The sequence below is a fragment of the Vibrio sp. V43_P6S15P86 genome (assembly GCF_009904725.1).
Lineage (GTDB): Bacteria > Pseudomonadota > Gammaproteobacteria > Enterobacterales > Vibrionaceae > Vibrio > Vibrio diabolicus.
On sequence record NZ_WXWT01000446.1, the window covers coordinates 1 to 16152 of the forward strand.

17 protein-coding genes are annotated in these 16152 nt (G+C 45.4%); 1 reads left to right on the forward strand and 16 read right to left on the reverse strand.

Translation table 11 applies throughout. The annotated features are described in order from the left end of the window. Positions 1-410: 410 nt before the first annotated feature. The 12 genes from CAG69_RS19915 to trmJ form a co-directional block, all read right to left on the reverse strand. Positions 411-1538, reverse strand: coding sequence for a bifunctional tRNA (adenosine(37)-C2)-methyltransferase TrmG/ribosomal RNA large subunit methyltransferase RlmN (locus CAG69_RS19915; protein WP_005391540.1), 1128 nt, complete (start codon positions 1536-1538; stop codon positions 411-413). Positions 1539-1915: 377 nt separating this feature from the next. Beyond that, positions 1916-2341: a nucleoside-diphosphate kinase gene (gene ndk, locus CAG69_RS19920; protein WP_005391542.1), complete on the reverse strand. Its 426-nt coding sequence runs from the start codon at positions 2339-2341 to the stop codon at positions 1916-1918. A gap of 94 nt (positions 2342-2435) precedes the next feature. After that, positions 2436-3734 (reverse strand): aminopeptidase PepB, encoded by a 1299-nt coding sequence (gene pepB, locus CAG69_RS19925; protein WP_161445842.1) that lies wholly within the window; start codon positions 3732-3734, stop codon positions 2436-2438. Positions 3735-3894: 160 nt separating this feature from the next. After that, positions 3895-4089: a Fe-S cluster assembly protein IscX gene (gene iscX, locus CAG69_RS19930; RefSeq protein ID WP_005391546.1), complete on the reverse strand. Its 195-nt coding sequence runs from the start codon at positions 4087-4089 to the stop codon at positions 3895-3897. Between the two features lie 44 nt (positions 4090-4133). Next, on the reverse strand, positions 4134-4472 hold the full coding sequence (gene fdx, locus CAG69_RS19935; protein WP_161445844.1) for an ISC system 2Fe-2S type ferredoxin: 339 nt from the start codon (positions 4470-4472) through the stop codon (positions 4134-4136). Positions 4473-4485: 13 nt separating this feature from the next. Then, positions 4486-6339: a Fe-S protein assembly chaperone HscA gene (gene hscA, locus CAG69_RS19940; protein WP_161445845.1), complete on the reverse strand. Its 1854-nt coding sequence runs from the start codon at positions 6337-6339 to the stop codon at positions 4486-4488. Positions 6340-6360: 21 nt separating this feature from the next. Further along, positions 6361-6876: a co-chaperone HscB gene (gene hscB / locus CAG69_RS19945; protein WP_161445847.1), complete on the reverse strand. Its 516-nt coding sequence runs from the start codon at positions 6874-6876 to the stop codon at positions 6361-6363. A 55-nt stretch (positions 6877-6931) separates the two neighbouring features. Beyond that, positions 6932-7255, reverse strand: coding sequence for an iron-sulfur cluster assembly protein IscA (gene iscA / locus CAG69_RS19950; protein WP_005391554.1), 324 nt, complete (start codon positions 7253-7255; stop codon positions 6932-6934). Positions 7256-7325: 70 nt separating this feature from the next. Continuing rightward, on the reverse strand, positions 7326-7709 hold the full coding sequence (gene iscU, locus CAG69_RS19955; protein WP_005381718.1) for a Fe-S cluster assembly scaffold IscU: 384 nt from the start codon (positions 7707-7709) through the stop codon (positions 7326-7328). A gap of 38 nt (positions 7710-7747) precedes the next feature. Next, on the reverse strand, positions 7748-8962 hold the full coding sequence (locus CAG69_RS19960; protein ID WP_005391556.1) for an IscS subfamily cysteine desulfurase: 1215 nt from the start codon (positions 8960-8962) through the stop codon (positions 7748-7750). A 28-nt stretch (positions 8963-8990) separates the two neighbouring features. Next, positions 8991-9497, reverse strand: a complete 507-nt coding sequence (gene iscR / locus CAG69_RS19965) for a Fe-S cluster assembly transcriptional regulator IscR (protein WP_005381720.1) — start codon at positions 9495-9497, stop codon at positions 8991-8993. Positions 9498-9622: 125 nt separating this feature from the next. Beyond that, on the reverse strand, positions 9623-10342 hold the full coding sequence (gene trmJ / locus CAG69_RS19970; RefSeq protein WP_124008553.1) for a tRNA (cytosine(32)/uridine(32)-2'-O)-methyltransferase TrmJ: 720 nt from the start codon (positions 10340-10342) through the stop codon (positions 9623-9625). 231 nt (positions 10343-10573) lie between these two features. On the opposite strand from trmJ, the gene suhB reads away from it, so the two are divergent. Beyond that, complete coding sequence (suhB, locus tag CAG69_RS19975) at positions 10574-11377, forward strand: inositol-1-monophosphatase (RefSeq protein ID WP_047010191.1); 804 nt, start codon at positions 10574-10576, stop codon at positions 11375-11377. A 196-nt stretch (positions 11378-11573) separates the two neighbouring features. Here suhB and secF read toward each other — a convergent pair whose 3' ends face one another. From secF to tgt, 4 genes are all read right to left on the reverse strand, one after another. Then, positions 11574-12521, reverse strand: coding sequence for a protein translocase subunit SecF (gene secF, locus CAG69_RS19980; protein WP_005391572.1), 948 nt, complete (start codon positions 12519-12521; stop codon positions 11574-11576). A 14-nt stretch (positions 12522-12535) separates the two neighbouring features. Beyond that, on the reverse strand, positions 12536-14392 hold the full coding sequence (secD, locus tag CAG69_RS19985; protein ID WP_006741889.1) for a protein translocase subunit SecD: 1857 nt from the start codon (positions 14390-14392) through the stop codon (positions 12536-12538). A 21-nt stretch (positions 14393-14413) separates the two neighbouring features. Next, positions 14414-14743 carry a preprotein translocase subunit YajC gene (yajC, locus tag CAG69_RS19990; protein ID WP_005381725.1) on the reverse strand — a complete coding sequence of 110 codons (330 nt, stop codon included), beginning with the start codon at positions 14741-14743 and terminating at the stop codon, positions 14414-14416. Between the two features lie 166 nt (positions 14744-14909). Next, entirely contained in the window at positions 14910-16058 is a 1149-nt protein-coding gene (gene tgt, locus CAG69_RS19995; RefSeq protein ID WP_161445849.1) for a tRNA guanosine(34) transglycosylase Tgt, read from the reverse strand. Between the last annotated feature and the right edge of the window lie 94 nt (positions 16059-16152).

Genomic DNA, 16152 nt, shown 5'->3' on the forward strand with positions numbered 1-16152 from the left:
TGGCTAACGTGGTTATGTATTTTCGTTATTGTTCTTAAGCCTCTTTAAAAGATAGCTAGCCTAAACGCGTTAACCAAAATAATAATTTTAAGAAACTCTCAGCGATTTGAGTGTGAATACCCGTTTTGCAAAAATCAGCAAAGCGTATGTGAGAAAATGCTGAGAATTATCGGTGTCATCGTTAATGTCACATATCATGATAAGCGAATGTGTAACGAAGACAAAAACTCTTTACACTCAAACTAACAGATAGCTCAAGCTTTTGTCCAAACTTTGACAAAGGAATTCGAAATTATACCCAAATAACCTCGAGTTGGAGAGTTGTCGTCATAAATCTTGGCAGAAATGCCCTTATCGCTAAACAAAATAGCCAGAGCAAATGGCTCTGGCTATTTTTGAATTCCGGTCGTTTATACGGCTTTTACTTCAATGGTATCAGCACCGCGCGACGCTTTTAACATTGCAGTACGTTTAGTTCGGTCAATCACATCACCAACTAACTGACCACACGCTGCATCAATGTCATCGCCACGAGTCTTACGAACCGTTACTGTATGCTCATATTGCATCAATGTTTTTTGGAAGCGATCAATACGTGAGTTACTTGGTTTCTTGTAAGGTGAACCTGGATACGGGTTAAACGGAATCAAGTTAATCTTACATGGTGTGTCTTTCATCAGCTCAGCCAGTTCACGAGCATGGTCCATGTCATCATTCACATGATCAAGGAGTACGTACTCAACCGTTACCTTACCGCGGTTTGCATTCGATGAAGCGATGTAACGACGAACTGATGCTAGGAAATCTTGAATATCCCAACGATCGTTAATTGGCATGATTTCACTACGCAACTTATCGTTTGGCGCATGAAGGGAAATTGCCAACGCGACATCGATTTTGCCTGTCATCTGATCAAGACCAGAAACCACACCTGATGTAGATACAGTCACACGACGTTTTGACAAACCAAAGCCAAGATCGTCCAGCATTAGTTCTAATGCCGGGATCAAGTTCTTCATGTTTAGAAGCGGTTCACCCATCCCCATCATCACGACGTTAGTAATTGGGCGGCGACCTGTTTCTTTCTCAAGACCAATTTCACGTGCAGCGCGCCACACCTGACCGATGATCTCTGAAACTTTCAAGTTACGGTTAAAGCCCTGCTGCGCTGTTGAGCAGAACTTACATTCCAACGCACAACCTACTTGAGAAGACACACAAAGCGTTGCACGATCATCTTCTGGAATGTAAACCGTCTCCACATCCTGATCACCAACGTTCATCGCCCACTTGATCGTACCATCAGAAGAGTGCTGAGCTTCTGCGACTGTTGGTGCCTTGATTTCGCACTTGTGTAAAAGCTTTTCGCGCAGCTTCTTGTTAATGTTTGTCATTTTTTCGAAGTCATCTACACCGAAATGGTAGATCCACTTCATAACCTGATCGGCACGAAACGCTTTCTCGCCGAGTTCTTCTGCGAAAAACTGACGCATGCCTTTGCGATCAAAGTCGAGTAGATTGATTTTTTCAGTGGTCATGTTGCCTCTCAATGACTGAAACAAGAATAAGGGCGCGAATTGTACAGCCTTTATGCAGCCACAACAAGGGGTGTAAAACCCTGAGTTTGCTAAGGCATTAAAATCAAAATGATTAAATTTTAAGCACCTCTTGCGCTATAAGTGGCTATTACACTATCAAAAGTAAAAGCGTAGAAATCGTAAAGGGAAAAGACTAAAAATAACTCACGTTACTGGGCTTTAAAGCCCATTATATAGTCAGACTAGTTAGCGTGTAAGAGCTCACTTATGCAGTCAACATTGCCACTCAACTTAGGTATATGAAATGAAAAAGCCTCGGAAAGTTCCGAGGCTTTTCTGTATCAGAGTATCACTAACAAGTAAAGTATCACGCCTAATTAGCGAGAGAAAACCTCTGACTCAGGGAAGAAAAACTCAATTTCACGCGCTGCAGATTCAGGGCTATCGGAACCATGAACTGAATTGTGACGCATGCTAAGTGCGTAATCAGCACGCAAAGTGCCACATGCCGCTTCCTCTGGGTTGGTTTTACCCATTAGCTCGCGGTAACGTGCAATCGCATTTTCGCCTTCCAATACCTGAACCATAATAGGACCAGATGTCATGAACTCTTTTAGAGGAGGGAAAAACTCTTTACCTTCATGCTCTGCATAAAAGCCGCTTGCCTGATCTTCAGTCAGGTGAACCATTTTAGCAGCGACAATACGTAGGCCAGCCTTTTCAATACGGTTATAGATTTCACCAATTAGGTTTCGCTCTACCGCATCCGGCTTAATGATTGAAAATGTTCTTTCTAGAGCCATAAAATTTCCTTTCTGTACTTGTAATAATAGTTGTGTTTTTAAAGTGACTTACTGGGTAAGAGCAGCACTCAAACAAGGAGTGCTGCAATCAATCTTATTTACCAGCTTGCTCATTGAGGAAACGAGCAAGTGTACGAACGCCCATACCCGTAGCTCCCGCAGCCCATTTATCAGACGCGGCTTTACGGTATGTACCCGCACAGTCGAAGTGCAACCAGCCTTTTTTGTAGTCTTCTACGAAGTAAGACAAGAATGCTGCTGCTGTGCTTGCACCCGGAGAGTAGTCGCCAGAACTGATATTCGATAGGTCAGCAAAGTTTGACGGCAGCATTCCACGGTGGAAGTCAGCAAGTGGTAGCGGCCATAAACCTTCTTTTTCTTGGTTTGCCGCAGTGAGCGCTTGATGCGATAACTCGTCATCGAAACTCATTAGTGCGTGGTAATCATTACCCAAAGCATTCTTCGCCGCACCTGTTAGTGTTGCACAATCAATGATTAACTCAGGTTTTTGCTCACTGGCGTAGATAAGGCCATCAGCAAGCACTAAACGACCTTCTGCATCGGTGTTCATGATTTCAACGGTTTTACCGTTTTTGTAGGTGATGATATCGCCAAGCTTGAGTGCGCGACCAGAAACCATGTTCTCTGCACAACAAAGGATCAGTTTTACACGCTTGTTCAAACCACGAAGAATCGCCAGTGCAAGACCACCGGTGATGGTGCCTGAGCCACCCATGTCTGCTTTCATTGCGCTCATGAAGTTAGAAGGCTTCAAGCTGTAACCACCCGAATCAAAGGTGATGCCTTTACCCACAAGACATGCGAATACAGGTGCGTTTTCGTCACCAGTTGGGTTGTAGTCTAACTGAAGCATCGCAGAAGTACGCTCAGAACCACGGCCTACGGCGTAAATACCTTCCCAACCTTCTGCCAACAAGTCTTTGTCTTTGACGATACGAGCTGTCACCGTGCCTTTCGGCGCAACAGATTTGATGAATTCAGCAGCCATTGTCGCTAGCTGACGAGGGGCAACTTCTTCTGCGGTTTTATTGATGATATCGCGGGTAAAATCAGTCGCGGTAATACGCGCTTGAAGCTCTGCTTGATCTTCTTCAGACAATGCAGACCACTCAACTGAGCCATGTTTTTTTGGGTTACGGTAACCTTGGTGGAAAGCCCAAACGCTCTCTAAATCCCAGTTATCACCGGAAAGAAAAATAGAACGAATTCCTTGGCCATCTAGCTGACGAGCTGCACGTTGAATTGCGCCAAGATCGTGACCTTCACCTAAATGAATAGTTGCGCCGTTTTCAGCGAATGAAAGCAGTGCTTTTTCACCCCAATGTGGTGCTGCCGACTCTTGACTTAAAAATACAGACATCTGTGTAGACATGGTTTCTCCTTGTCTTATAGCAGCGTTGCCTACGCTGCTCTTTTTAATAACTCATGGATGTTAGCATTATGTAGGACCAAAATGTCAATTGGATAAAAAAACGGACCTAAAGGTCCGCTTTTTTTAGTAAGAATTGTTAACTAGGCTGTGTTTTACAGACTTAGTCTGCTTCATCCATCCAGCACATGATAACGGCTTCCAGAATCTTTTCGTTACAATGGTTTGGGTCATCTTCAAACTCATCTAACTCCATGATCCATTGATGAAGATCGGTAAAACGCACCGTTTGCGGATCAACATCTGGAAACTTGTCACAAAGTTCAATCGCGATATCGCGAGAATCTGTCCATTTCATTGCTCATCTTCCTTTTGCTTCTTCCCTATATTGGGAAGATAGTTTTAGTGATCTTCTGAAGCGTGGTTTAGCGTGTACTTAGGAATTTCTACCACTAAGTCTTCATCAGCAATTTTCGCCTGACACCCTAGACGTGATTCAGGCTCTAGACCCCACGCTTTATCCAGCATGTCGTCTTCCAGCTCTTCACTTTCTTCTAGCGAATCAAAACCTTCACGGATGATTACGTGGCAGGTAGTACACGCACATGACTTCTCACACGCATGTTCAATACCGATACCGTTTTTTAGCGCTACGTCCAGAACGGTGTCACCAGAGTTTGCTTCCAACACTGCACCTTCTGGGCACAAATCGTCGTGTGGTAATACAATAATCTTAGGCATAACTACTTATCTCTTATATATCGTCTACTGATTGACCTGACAACGCAGCTCGAATCGATTTATCCATACGGCGTGATGCGAAATCTTGGCTCGCTTTATCGGTATCTTTAATGCCTTGCTCTATCACATCTGCATCATCACCATTACGCAGCTCAATCAAGGCTTCGATGGCTTTTATCAGGTCTTGTTTCTCTTGTTCTGATAGTAGTTCGTCACCATCAGCTTGCATCGCTGCAATCAAGCCTTCTATCACACGGTCGGCCTCAACACGCTGTTCAGCTAGCGCACGAGCTTGCATGTCTTCTTTAGCGTGAGTCATTGAATCACGCAGCATATCCGCCACTTCATTATCGCTTAACCCGTAAGAAGGTTTTACTTGAATCTCTGACTGAACACCGGTGCTCTTTTCCATTGCCGTAACAGAAAGAAGGCCGTCAGCGTCAACTTGGTAAGTCACACGAATATGTGCCGCACCCGCCGCCATCGGTGGAATGCCTTTCAATGAGAAACGAGCCAGTGAACGACAATCATCAACCATTTCACGTTCACCTTGTACCACATGAACACTCATGGCCGTTTGGCCATCTTTGAATGTGGTAAATTCTTGCGCACGCGCAACAGGAATCGTGGTATTGCGAGGGATGATCTTCTCAACCAGACCCCCCATGGTTTCAATACCAAGCGACAGTGGGATCACGTCAAGAAGTAACATTTCTGAATCAGGCTTGTTACCCGCTAGAATGTCGGCTTGGATACCCGCGCCGATTGCGACAACTTCATCAGGATTAATGCTTGTTAGCGGTGTGCGGCCAAAAAACTCGCCTACCATTTCACGAACCAGCAATGTGCGTGTTGAACCACCAACCATGACAACTTCGAGTACTTCGTCTGCGTTAACATCAGCATCTTTTAATGCACGACGACAAGACATTAGTGTTTTCTTCACTAATGGGCGAATCAGATCTTCGAACTGCTCACGAGTAACGGTGCCCTTCCAGCCAAACACGTCAACATCAACGCTGTCTTGCTCAGAGAAAGCAATCTTAGTCGCAGTAGCAATGTTCAGTAGCGTACGGTTTTTTTCAGCAGAAAGTGGGGCTTCGAGACCCGCTTGCTCCATTAGGTAATCCGCTAACAGATGGTCAAAGTCATCACCGCCTAACGCAGAGTCACCACCTGTTGCTAATACTTCAAATACGCCTTTCGACAAACGTAGAATAGAGATATCAAATGTACCGCCACCTAGATCGTAAACCGCAATCACCCCTTCTTGGCCTGAGTCTAGGCCATAAGCAATTGCCGCGGCGGTTGGTTCGTTAAGCAGACGCAGCACATGAAGACCTGCTAATTTCGCGGCGTCTTTCGTACCTGCACGCTGAGCATCATCAAAGTAAGCAGGAACAGTGATCACAACACCCGCTAACTCACCACCTAACGTTTCTTCTGCTCGCTTACCTAGCGCTTTTAGAATGTCCGCAGATACTTCAATCGGGTTTTTGTCACCTTGAGGCGTTTGCAGGATTGGAAGACCATTTTCACTCTCTCTAAAACGATAAGGAAGTGAAGAGTAACGGGACTGAATGTCCTTTAATGAACGACCGATCAAACGTTTTACAGAGATAATAGTGTTCTCTGGTTCAAGCTCTGCTTTGGCTTTGGCTTCGTGGCCAACCGTTAACGTTTCCTCAGTGTAATTAACGACTGAAGGTAAAATAGTACGGCCCTGCTCGTCCGCAAGTGGAGTTGCATCGCCGCTACGTACAGAAGCAACCAAAGAGTTGGTAGTACCTAAGTCGATACCCGCTGCTAACTTATGCTCATGAGGTGCCGAGCTTTGGCCCGGTTCTGCGATTTGAAGTAGTGCCATGATAGGTCCTTGTCACGCTAACTAGCCGAGGAGTTTGTCTTCGACTAGTTCAATTTCGTTCTTTAGTTTGGCAATGAATTTTAGCTTACGAACTCGGTCTGCGGCTTCAGCCCATAGACCATCATCAAGCTCTTGCTCGACGCTTGCCAGATGCTGTTTGTACATTTTGCTGACCTTAGAGTCGAAGTCAAAAAACGCCGATTCAGGATCGGAGCTGTCAGCAATCTCTTCCAGTTCTTCGCGCAGTTCCATTTGCTCCATTAAGAACATCGGATCTTGCATCGTTTGCTGTTCACCTCGGATCTCAACACCTTGCTCTGCGAGGATATACTCGGCGCGAGAAATAGGATTTTTCAGAACTTGATAGGCATCGTTGATTTGCGCCGCCTTTTGCACCGCCATCAAACGGTCACGTTCTGAGCCCGTTGCAAAGTTATCCGGGTGGAAGCGTTTTTGTAGTTCTCGGAACTGAGAAGAAAGAAGGCTACCATCCAGCTTAAACTGACTTGGTAGCCCAAATAATTCAAAGTGATTCATTAAGTTCGGGTCCTAGTAAAGCCTTCCGGACTCGCTTGCCCAGAAGGACAATCAATTAGACGTTGAAGCTTTCACCACAACCACATTCACTTTTCGCGTTAGGGTTGTTGAATTCAAAACCTTCATTCAACCCTTCTTTCACGTAATCCAATTCGGTACCGTCTAGGTACACTAAGCTTTTTTTGTCGATGATGATTTTCACTCCAGAGAGTTCAAAAACTTCATCTTCTTCGTTAAGCTCATCAACAAACTCAAGTACATATGCCATGCCTGAACAACCAGTCGTCTTCACTCCAAGACGTAAACCGATACCTTTGCCTCGGTTATCTAGGAATGCTCTTACGCGACTTGCCGCTGATTCTGTCATTGTGATGGCCATACTGCACCTTAGTCTGTCTAAATTTCGATTGGAATGGGAGCGTCAAAGCTCCCATTATATTACGGAATAATTATTCTTGGTGTTTTTTCTTGTAGTCTGCAACCGCTGCTTTGATTGCATCTTCAGCAAGAATTGAACAGTGAACTTTCACTGGTGGAAGCTCTAGCTCTTCAGCAATTTCAGAGTTTTTAATTGCTGCTGCTTCATCAACTGACTTGCCTTTTACCCACTCAGTTACTAGTGAGCTTGATGCGATTGCACTACCACAACCGTATGTTTTGAACTTCGCATCTTCGATGATACCTTCAGGTGTCACTTTGATTTGAAGCTTCATTACGTCACCACAAGCTGGAGCGCCAACCATGCCGCTACCTACTGATGGGTCTTCTTTATCGAATGAACCAACGTTACGTGGGTTCTCGTAGTGATCAATTACTTTTTCGCTGTATGCCATGATAAATTACCTCGAATCCTCTATTTCAATCCCTGAGATTAATGGTGAGCCCATTCAACAGTGCTCAAATCAATCCCTTCTTTGTACATATCCCATAGAGGAGACATGTCGCGTAGCTTAGTCACTGCAACGCGGATTTGTTCAATTGCGTAATCAATTTCTTCTTCAGTCGTGAAACGACCAAACGAGAAACGAACCGAGCTGTGAGCCAATTCATCATCCATGCCTAGGGCACGAAGAACGTAAGAAGGCTCAAGGCTTGCAGACGTACAAGCACTACCAGAAGATACCGCTAGATCTTTAAGCGACATTAGTAGTGATTCACCTTCTACGAATGCGAAGCTGATGTTTAGGTTGTGTGGTACACGTTGCTCAAGGTCACCGTTTACCGTCACTGCTTCTAAGTCTTTCACGCCATCAAAAAGACGGTTACGAAGCGCTAAAGCGTGATCGTAATCTTTTTGCATGTCTTCTTTTGCAATGCGGAATGCTTCACCCATACCAACGATTTGGTGAGTAGGAAGTGTACCAGAGCGGAAACCACGCTCATGGCCGCCACCGTGCATTTGCGCTTCAAGACGAATACGAGGCTTACGACGAACGTAAAGTGCACCGATGCCTTTAGGGCCATAAACTTTGTGAGCAGAAAGCGAAATTAGGTCAACTTTCATCTCTTGAACGTCGATTGGTAATTTACCTGCAGATTGCGCTGCATCCACGTGGAAAACAATTTTACGCTCACGACACAATTCGCCGATCGCAGTAATGTCTTGAACCACACCAATCTCGTTGTTTACGTGCATAATAGACACAAGCACTGTGTCATCACGCATTGCCGCTTTAAGCTTCTCTAGATCGATCAAGCCATTTGATTCTGGCTCAAGGTAAGTCACTTCAAAGCCTTCACGCTCAAGTTGACGACATGGGTCAAGAACGGCTTTGTGCTCTGTTTTACAAGTGATCACGTGCTTGCCTTTCTTCGAGTAAAAGTGCGCTGCACCTTTAATAGCAAGGTTGTCTGATTCTGTCGCACCAGATGTAAATACGATTTCGCGAGGATCTGCATTTAGAAGGTCAGCAATTTGCTCACGAGCAGTATCGACCGCTTCTTCTGCCTGCCAGCCGTAACGGTGCGAACGCGACGCTGGGTTGCCAAATGTGCCATCCATTGTCATGTACTGAACCATTTTTTCAGCAACACGTGGATCAACTGGACATGTAGCGGAATAATCAAGATAAATCGGCAGTTTCATTCTCTACTCCAATGTAAAAAGCTGACCGCTAAGAGCGGACGTTTACACCGATGGGCGCGGCGGTTGTATTTTTGTTTGATAGCCCATGGGTTACCGCCAGATCAATGTCCTGACGATCAGAAATTTCGAGGACTTCATTGTCTGTCATCAACTCACCAAGAGTGATGTTATTCAAGAAGTCACTAATGCGAGAGCTTAAGTCGCGCCATAGCGTGTGAGTAAGGCAACGTGTTCCGCCTTGGCAATCTCCTTTGCCCTGGCATTTGGTTGCATCGACTGACTCATCAACGGCTGCAATCACGGTACCAATAGCGATACTGTGTGCGTCGGCACCAAGTCGGTAACCACCACCAGGACCACGAACGCTGGCAACGAGACCTGCTTTACGCAATTTTGAAAATAGCTGCTCTAAGTAAGAGAGCGAGATCCCCTGACGCTCTGAGATGTCAGCAAGAGGTACAGGGTTTTGTTGCGAATGCAGTGCCACATCCAGCATGGCTGTCACCGCATATCTTCCTTTAGATGTAAGTTTCATACCACACCGTATCCACATGGTTTGTAATGGTTAAGATTTTTCCATACCCGAGTAATTTGGTCAAGTATTTATTTGACCATTTTACTCAGGTATTCATCCTTACACCTAAAGTGGTTATTCTTTACTCAGAGCTTCTTTTCTATCGAGGTCAAAATGCCGCGTAGAATATTGAGCTCCTGGGTTTCTGGCCGAGCACGAGAGAACAAGCGACGCAATTTATTCATCACCTGCCCTGGTTGCTCTTTATTGATAAACTGGGTCTCAACCATCACCTTTTCAAGATGCTCGAAGAACATTTCGAGCTCTCTATGACGTGGGTACTCTTCCGGCTCATTTGGGGCAAACTGGCTTTGCTCTAAGTTCAAATGCGCAACTCGTACTTCGTAACTCAGAGTTTGTACAGCCATCGCTAGGTTAAGCGAGCTATATTCAGGGTTAGCAGGAATGCAAACATGGTAGTGACACCTTTGCAGCTCTTCGTTTGTTAGACCAGTTCTTTCACGACCAAACACGAGCGCGACAGGATGTTTTCTACCCTCAACCGCAAATTTCTCACCACATTCACGTGGCTCAAGCATTGGCCATTCTAATGTACGAGAGCGAGCACTGGAGCCCACCACAAGGCTGCAATCTTCAACCGCTTCTTCTAGTGTACTGACAACCTTTGCATTTTGAGCAATATCACCAGCACCCGCAGCCAAAGCAAGAGTTTGTTCATCCACTTCACATTGTGGATCGACTAATACTAGTTGGCTTAAACCCATCACTTTCATAGCTCGAGCTGCTGAGCCAATATTGCCTGAATGAGAGGTACCTACGAGTACAATTTTTACTTGATCCAACATCTGTGTTTGCTACCTAAATTAAAACCGCAGAATGTTACCATAGTTTTTTAACACACCCTAGGGCGAAGCAGGCCTCTCTTCTCATTCTTGGTCATTGTTCTCGTTCGCCTCAAGCTAAATACAATAAAACCACTGACTTTAGAACAAAAAATAACCACTTCCCTTTTTACTGATCTCTGGTATACTCGCCGCCGCTTTCATTTGTTCTTTAACATCCGTTGGGAAATTCGTATGCATCCAATGCTAAACATTGCTATTCGCGCTGCGCGAAAGGCAGGCAATCATATTGCTAAATCATTAGAAAACACTGATAAAGTAGAATCTACTCTTAAAGGCACTAATGACTTTGTCACTAATGTAGATAAAGAAGCAGAATACATCATCATCGATACTATCAAGCAGTCTTACCCTGAGCACTGTATCGTTGCTGAAGAACAAGGTCTTATCGAAGGTAAAGATAAAGACGTACAATGGATCATCGACCCACTGGATGGCACCACTAACTTTGTAAAAGGTTACCCAACTTTCGCGGTTTCTATCGCAGTTCGTATCAAAGGCAAAACTGAAGTTGCTTGTGTTTACGATCCAATGCAAAACGAGCTATTCACTGCACAACGTGGTGCAGGCGCTCAACTAAACAGTGCGCGTATCCGTGTTGCTCAACTAAAAGACCTTCAAGGTACTGTTCTAGCTACTGGTTTCCCATTCAAACAGAAACAACACGCTGAGTCTTACATCAAGATCGTTGGTGCGCTATTCACTGAATGTGCTGATTTCCGTCGTAGCGGCTCTGCTGCTCTTGACCTATGTTACGTGGCTGCTGGCCGTGTTGATGGTTACTTCGAGCTAGGTCTAAAACCTTGGGATATGGCAGCAGGTGAGCTTATTGCTCGTGAAGCTGGCGCAATCCTAACTGACTTTGCTGGCGGCACTGAGTACATGAAGTCTGGTAACATTGTTGCTTCAAGCGCTCGTGGCGTAAAATCTATCCTTAAGCACATCCGCGAAAACGGTAACAGCGCGATCCTTAAGTAAGATTTGAAAGTCATATTTAGCCCGTCACGCTGATGACTTTAAAAAGCCCCGCTCAATGAGCGGGGCTTTTTTGTATCTACTTAGCTGCAATGTAAGGCTCTTCATACCGTGAAGTTCTGCAAGCACAAAACTCGATTCAGATACAAAAAAAACCGCTGATTGCTCAGCGGTTTTTGTTTTCGACTCTCAACCTGCCTTATGGCATTTCGTCGAACTCTGCGCCTTCTTTTTCTACTTGAGGTGGCATCAAGTGCTCTTTCTGGATACCCAGTTTTAGCGCTAGTGCTGATGCTACGTAGATAGAAGAGTAAGTACCTACAGTGATACCAAGTAGAAGTGCGGTTGCGAAGCCGTGAATCATCGCACCACCCTGCATGAACAGTGCAATTACCACGAACAATGTTGTACCCGAGGTAATCAACGTACGGCTCAACGTTTGGGTGATTGAAGCGTCCATGATATCGGCTGGCTCACCTTTACGCATCTTACGGAAGTTTTCACGGATACGGTCAAACACAACGATGGTATCGTTGAGCGAGTAACCGACTACCGTTAATAATGCCGCGACGATGGTTAGGTCAACTTCTATTTGTAGGAATGAGAAAACACCTAACGTGATAATGATATCGTGAGCCAATGCCATAACCGCACCAGCCGCTAGACGCCATTCAAATCGCATCGAGACATAAAGCAAGATACAGATCAGCGACACGAGGATCGCTAGACCGCCAGCTTCTGTTAGCTCATCACCAACGTTAGGACCTACGAATTCAATACGACGCATTTCTACGCTTTCGCCAGTACCATCTTTGATTGCACCAATGATTTGGTTGCCCAGCGTTTCACCAGAAACGTCGTCACGTGGACGAAGACGAACCATTACTTCACGAGCACTACCGAAGTTTTGTACTGTCGCATCACCAAAACCTTTCGCATCTAAAGCGGTTCGGATTTTTTCAAGGTTCGCAGGTTTTTCAAAGCCAACTTCAATTAGCGTACCGCCAGTGAAGTCTAGGCCCCAATTTAGCCACTTAGTTGACAAAGTGAAGATAGAAGCAGCAATCATAAAGATTGAAAAAACGAATGCTACTTTCGACCAACGCATAAAGCCGATCGTCTTCTCTGCTTTTAGAATTTGAAACATATTAATTCCCAGCCTTAGATCGACAATTTATCAACGCGTTTGCCACCGTAAATCAGGTTCACGATACAACGTGTACCAATAATGGCGGTGAACATTGAAGTTAAGATACCGATAGATAGAGTAACCGCGAAACCTTTCACTGCACCAGTACCGACTGCAAATAGGATAATTGCAGTAATCAGTGTCGTGATGTTCGCATCGGCAATCGTACTGAATGCATTCGCGTAACCTTGGTGAATCGCTTGTTGTGGACTACGCCCATCACGAAGCTCTTCACGGATACGCTCGAAGATCAGTACGTTCGCATCAACCGCCATACCGACCGTTAACACGATACCGGCAATCCCCGGAAGCGTCATGGTGGCGCCTGGAATCATCGACATAACACCAATGATCAACACTAAGTTAGCCATTAGAGCGATGTTGGCAATCAAGCCAAAGCCACGGTAGTAAAGCAGCGTAAACAGCATTACGGCAACCATACCCCAGATACACGCTTGGATACCCATATCGATGTTTTGCTGGCCCATTGATGGACCAATAGTACGCTCTTCAACGATAGAGATAGGTGCGATCAGTGCACCAGCACGTAATAGAAGTGCAAGGTTGTGCGCTTCAGCTGCGGAGTCTATACCCGTGATACGGAAGTTACGTCCAAGAGCCGATTGAATCGTCGCTTGGTTGATGACTTCTTCATGCTTATCTAGGATGACTTTGCCTTCTGGCGTACGACGACCACTGTCTTTGTACTCAGCAAACACGGTAGCCATTAGCTTACCGATGTTCTTCTTAGAGAACGCTGACATCTTGTTACCACCTTCGCTGTCTAGCGAGATGTTAACTTGTGGACGACCGTATTCATCGACACTTGAGCTTGCATCCGTAATGCTTTGACCACCAAGAATAACACGCTTCTTAAGCACAACCGGACGACCGTCTCGGTCCATTTTGATTTCACTGCCTGCTGGCGCACGACCATTTGCCGCCGCTGATAGGTCAGCTTTATCGTCAACTTCACGGAATTCTAGCGTTGCAGTCGCACCTAGAATCTCTTTTGCACGAGCAGTATCTTGAACACCAGGAAGCTCAACAACAATTCGACTTGCACCTTGACGTTGAACGAGAGGCTCTGCAACACCTAGCTCGTTTACACGGTTACGTAAAATCGTAATGTTTTGCTCAACAGCGTAGTTACGGATCTCTTGTAAACGTTGCTCGGTAAAGGTCGCAGTAAGAGCGTAACGGCCATTTGAATCAGATTCGACAAAGAGCATGTCCGGGTGATTCTTTTCTAGCATTGCTTTCGCTTCTGCTAATTGCTCTTCGTTACGTAGCAGAACCTCTACCGCTTCTTTGCCAGAAGGGCGGATAGCACGATAACGAATTTTTGCCTCACGAAGTTCGCTACGGAAAGCTTCTTCTTGCTGACCAACGAGCTTTTCCATCGCAGCGTCCATGTCTACTTCCATTAAGAAGTGGACACCACCACGAAGGTCAAGACCCAGCTTTAATGGTGACGCGCCAATCGCTTCTAGCCAATCGGGTGTAGAAGGAGCAAGGTTAAGTGCAACAATTGTGTCTTTGCCAAGCGCTTCGCTGATGACATCACGAGCACTGATTTGCGTGTCAGTGTCGTTAAAACGAACAAGAATTGATCCATTCTCGAGAGCAATGGATTTATGAGAGAGTTGCTCTTTATCAAGAGCAGTAGTGACAGCATCCAGCGTTGACATATCTACAGAGGCGCCACGCGCCCCTGTAACTTGAATAGCCGGATCTTCACCGTAGATATTTGGAAGTGCGTATAACGCAGCGGTGATGATGGCAAAAAATACCATCAAGTACTTCCATAATGGATAACGGTTTAGCACAGCGAGGATCCTTTAGCTGTTTTATAGAGACTTAAGCGTACCTTTTGGCAACACTGCAGTGATGAAGTCTTTCTTGATTACCACTTCATTGTTCGCGTTAAGCTCGATTGAAATGTAGTCATTGTCTTCAGCAATCTTAGTGATTTTACCCACTAGGCCACCGCTAGTTAGAACTTCGTCGCCTTTGCCCATAGAAGCCATTAGGTTCTTGTGCTCTTTTACACGTTTCGCTTGTGGGCGGTAAATCATGAAGTAAAAGATCACTGCGAACATGCCAAGCATGATTAGCATTTCAAAACCACCGCCTGCTGGCGCGCCTTCTGCTGCTGCGTGAGCCTGAGAAATAAACATTAAAACATCCTCATTATATTTTATTGATAATCCAACAAGTTGGGCTTTCGCATTTTAGATTCAAGTCTGAGAGTAACTAATAGCGATCACTCTCTCAAAAATAACGTGCGTTAGCCTACTTTATTAGCAAAAGCCTCTGGCGACATGCCAAAGGCTTTAATTCTTTTTAGTCCGTCAATGACTGTTCTTTTGCTAGTGGTGGCACTTCACGGCCACGACGCTCATAGAACTCGGTAACAAACTCATCAAAACGATCTTCATCAATCGCTTTACGAATACTTTCCATCAGACGCTGGTAGTAGCGTAGGTTGTGGATCGTATTTAGACGAGCACCCAGAATTTCATTACAACGCTCTAAGTGATGAAGGTACGATTTACTGTAGTTTTGACAAGTGTAACAGTCACAGTGCGGATCCAACGGGGTTGTATCCGTTTTATGTTTCGCATTACGGATCTTGATCACACCACCAGTCACAAACAGGTGACCATTACGCGCGTTACGCGTTGGCATTACACAGTCAAACATGTCGATACCACGGCGAACACCTTCAACCAAGTCTTCTGGTTTACCCACGCCCATTAGGTAGCGAGGCTTGTCTTCTGGAAGCTGCGGACAAGTGTGCTCAAGAATACGGTGCATATCTTCTTTAGGCTCGCCTACTGCCAAGCCACCAACCGCGTAACCGTCAAAACCGATTTCCGTTAGACCTTTTACCGACACATCACGTAGATCTTCGTAAACACCACCTTGAACAATACCAAACAGGTTGTTCGGGTTTTCTAGCTTCTCGAAGTGATCACGTGAGCGCTGTGCCCAACGTAGTGACATTTCCATCGATTTCTTCGCTTCATCGTGTGTCGCTGGGTATGGCGTACACTCGTCAAAAATCATGACGATGTCAGAACCTAGGTCTTTTTGAATTTCCATCGACTTTTCTGCGTCCATGAAAATCTTGTCACCATTAACTGGGTTACGGAAGTGCACACCCTCTTCGGTAATAGTACGCATCTTGCCAAGGCTGAATACTTGGAAGCCGCCTGAATCAGTAAGAATAGGGCCGTGCCAGTTCATAAAATCATGCAAGTCGCCGTGCATTTTCATGACTTCTTGACCAGGACGTAGCCAAAGGTGGAACGTGTTACCTAGTAGGATTTCTGCGCCCGTACCTTTCACTTCTTCTGGCGTCATGCCTTTAACCGTACCGTAAGTACCAACTGGCATAAACGCTGGGGTTTGAACAGTGCCACGTTCGAAAGTCAGTTGACCACGACGCGCATTGCCGTTTTTCTTCTTAAGACCGAATTTTAATTTCACGATGCCTCCGGGTGTCAGAGAAACAGTCTGACTGAGTGTTTAGGGCTCAACCCTACTTTAAGGAGCGGTCGCTTTTCCTTGCGAGAGATAAAGC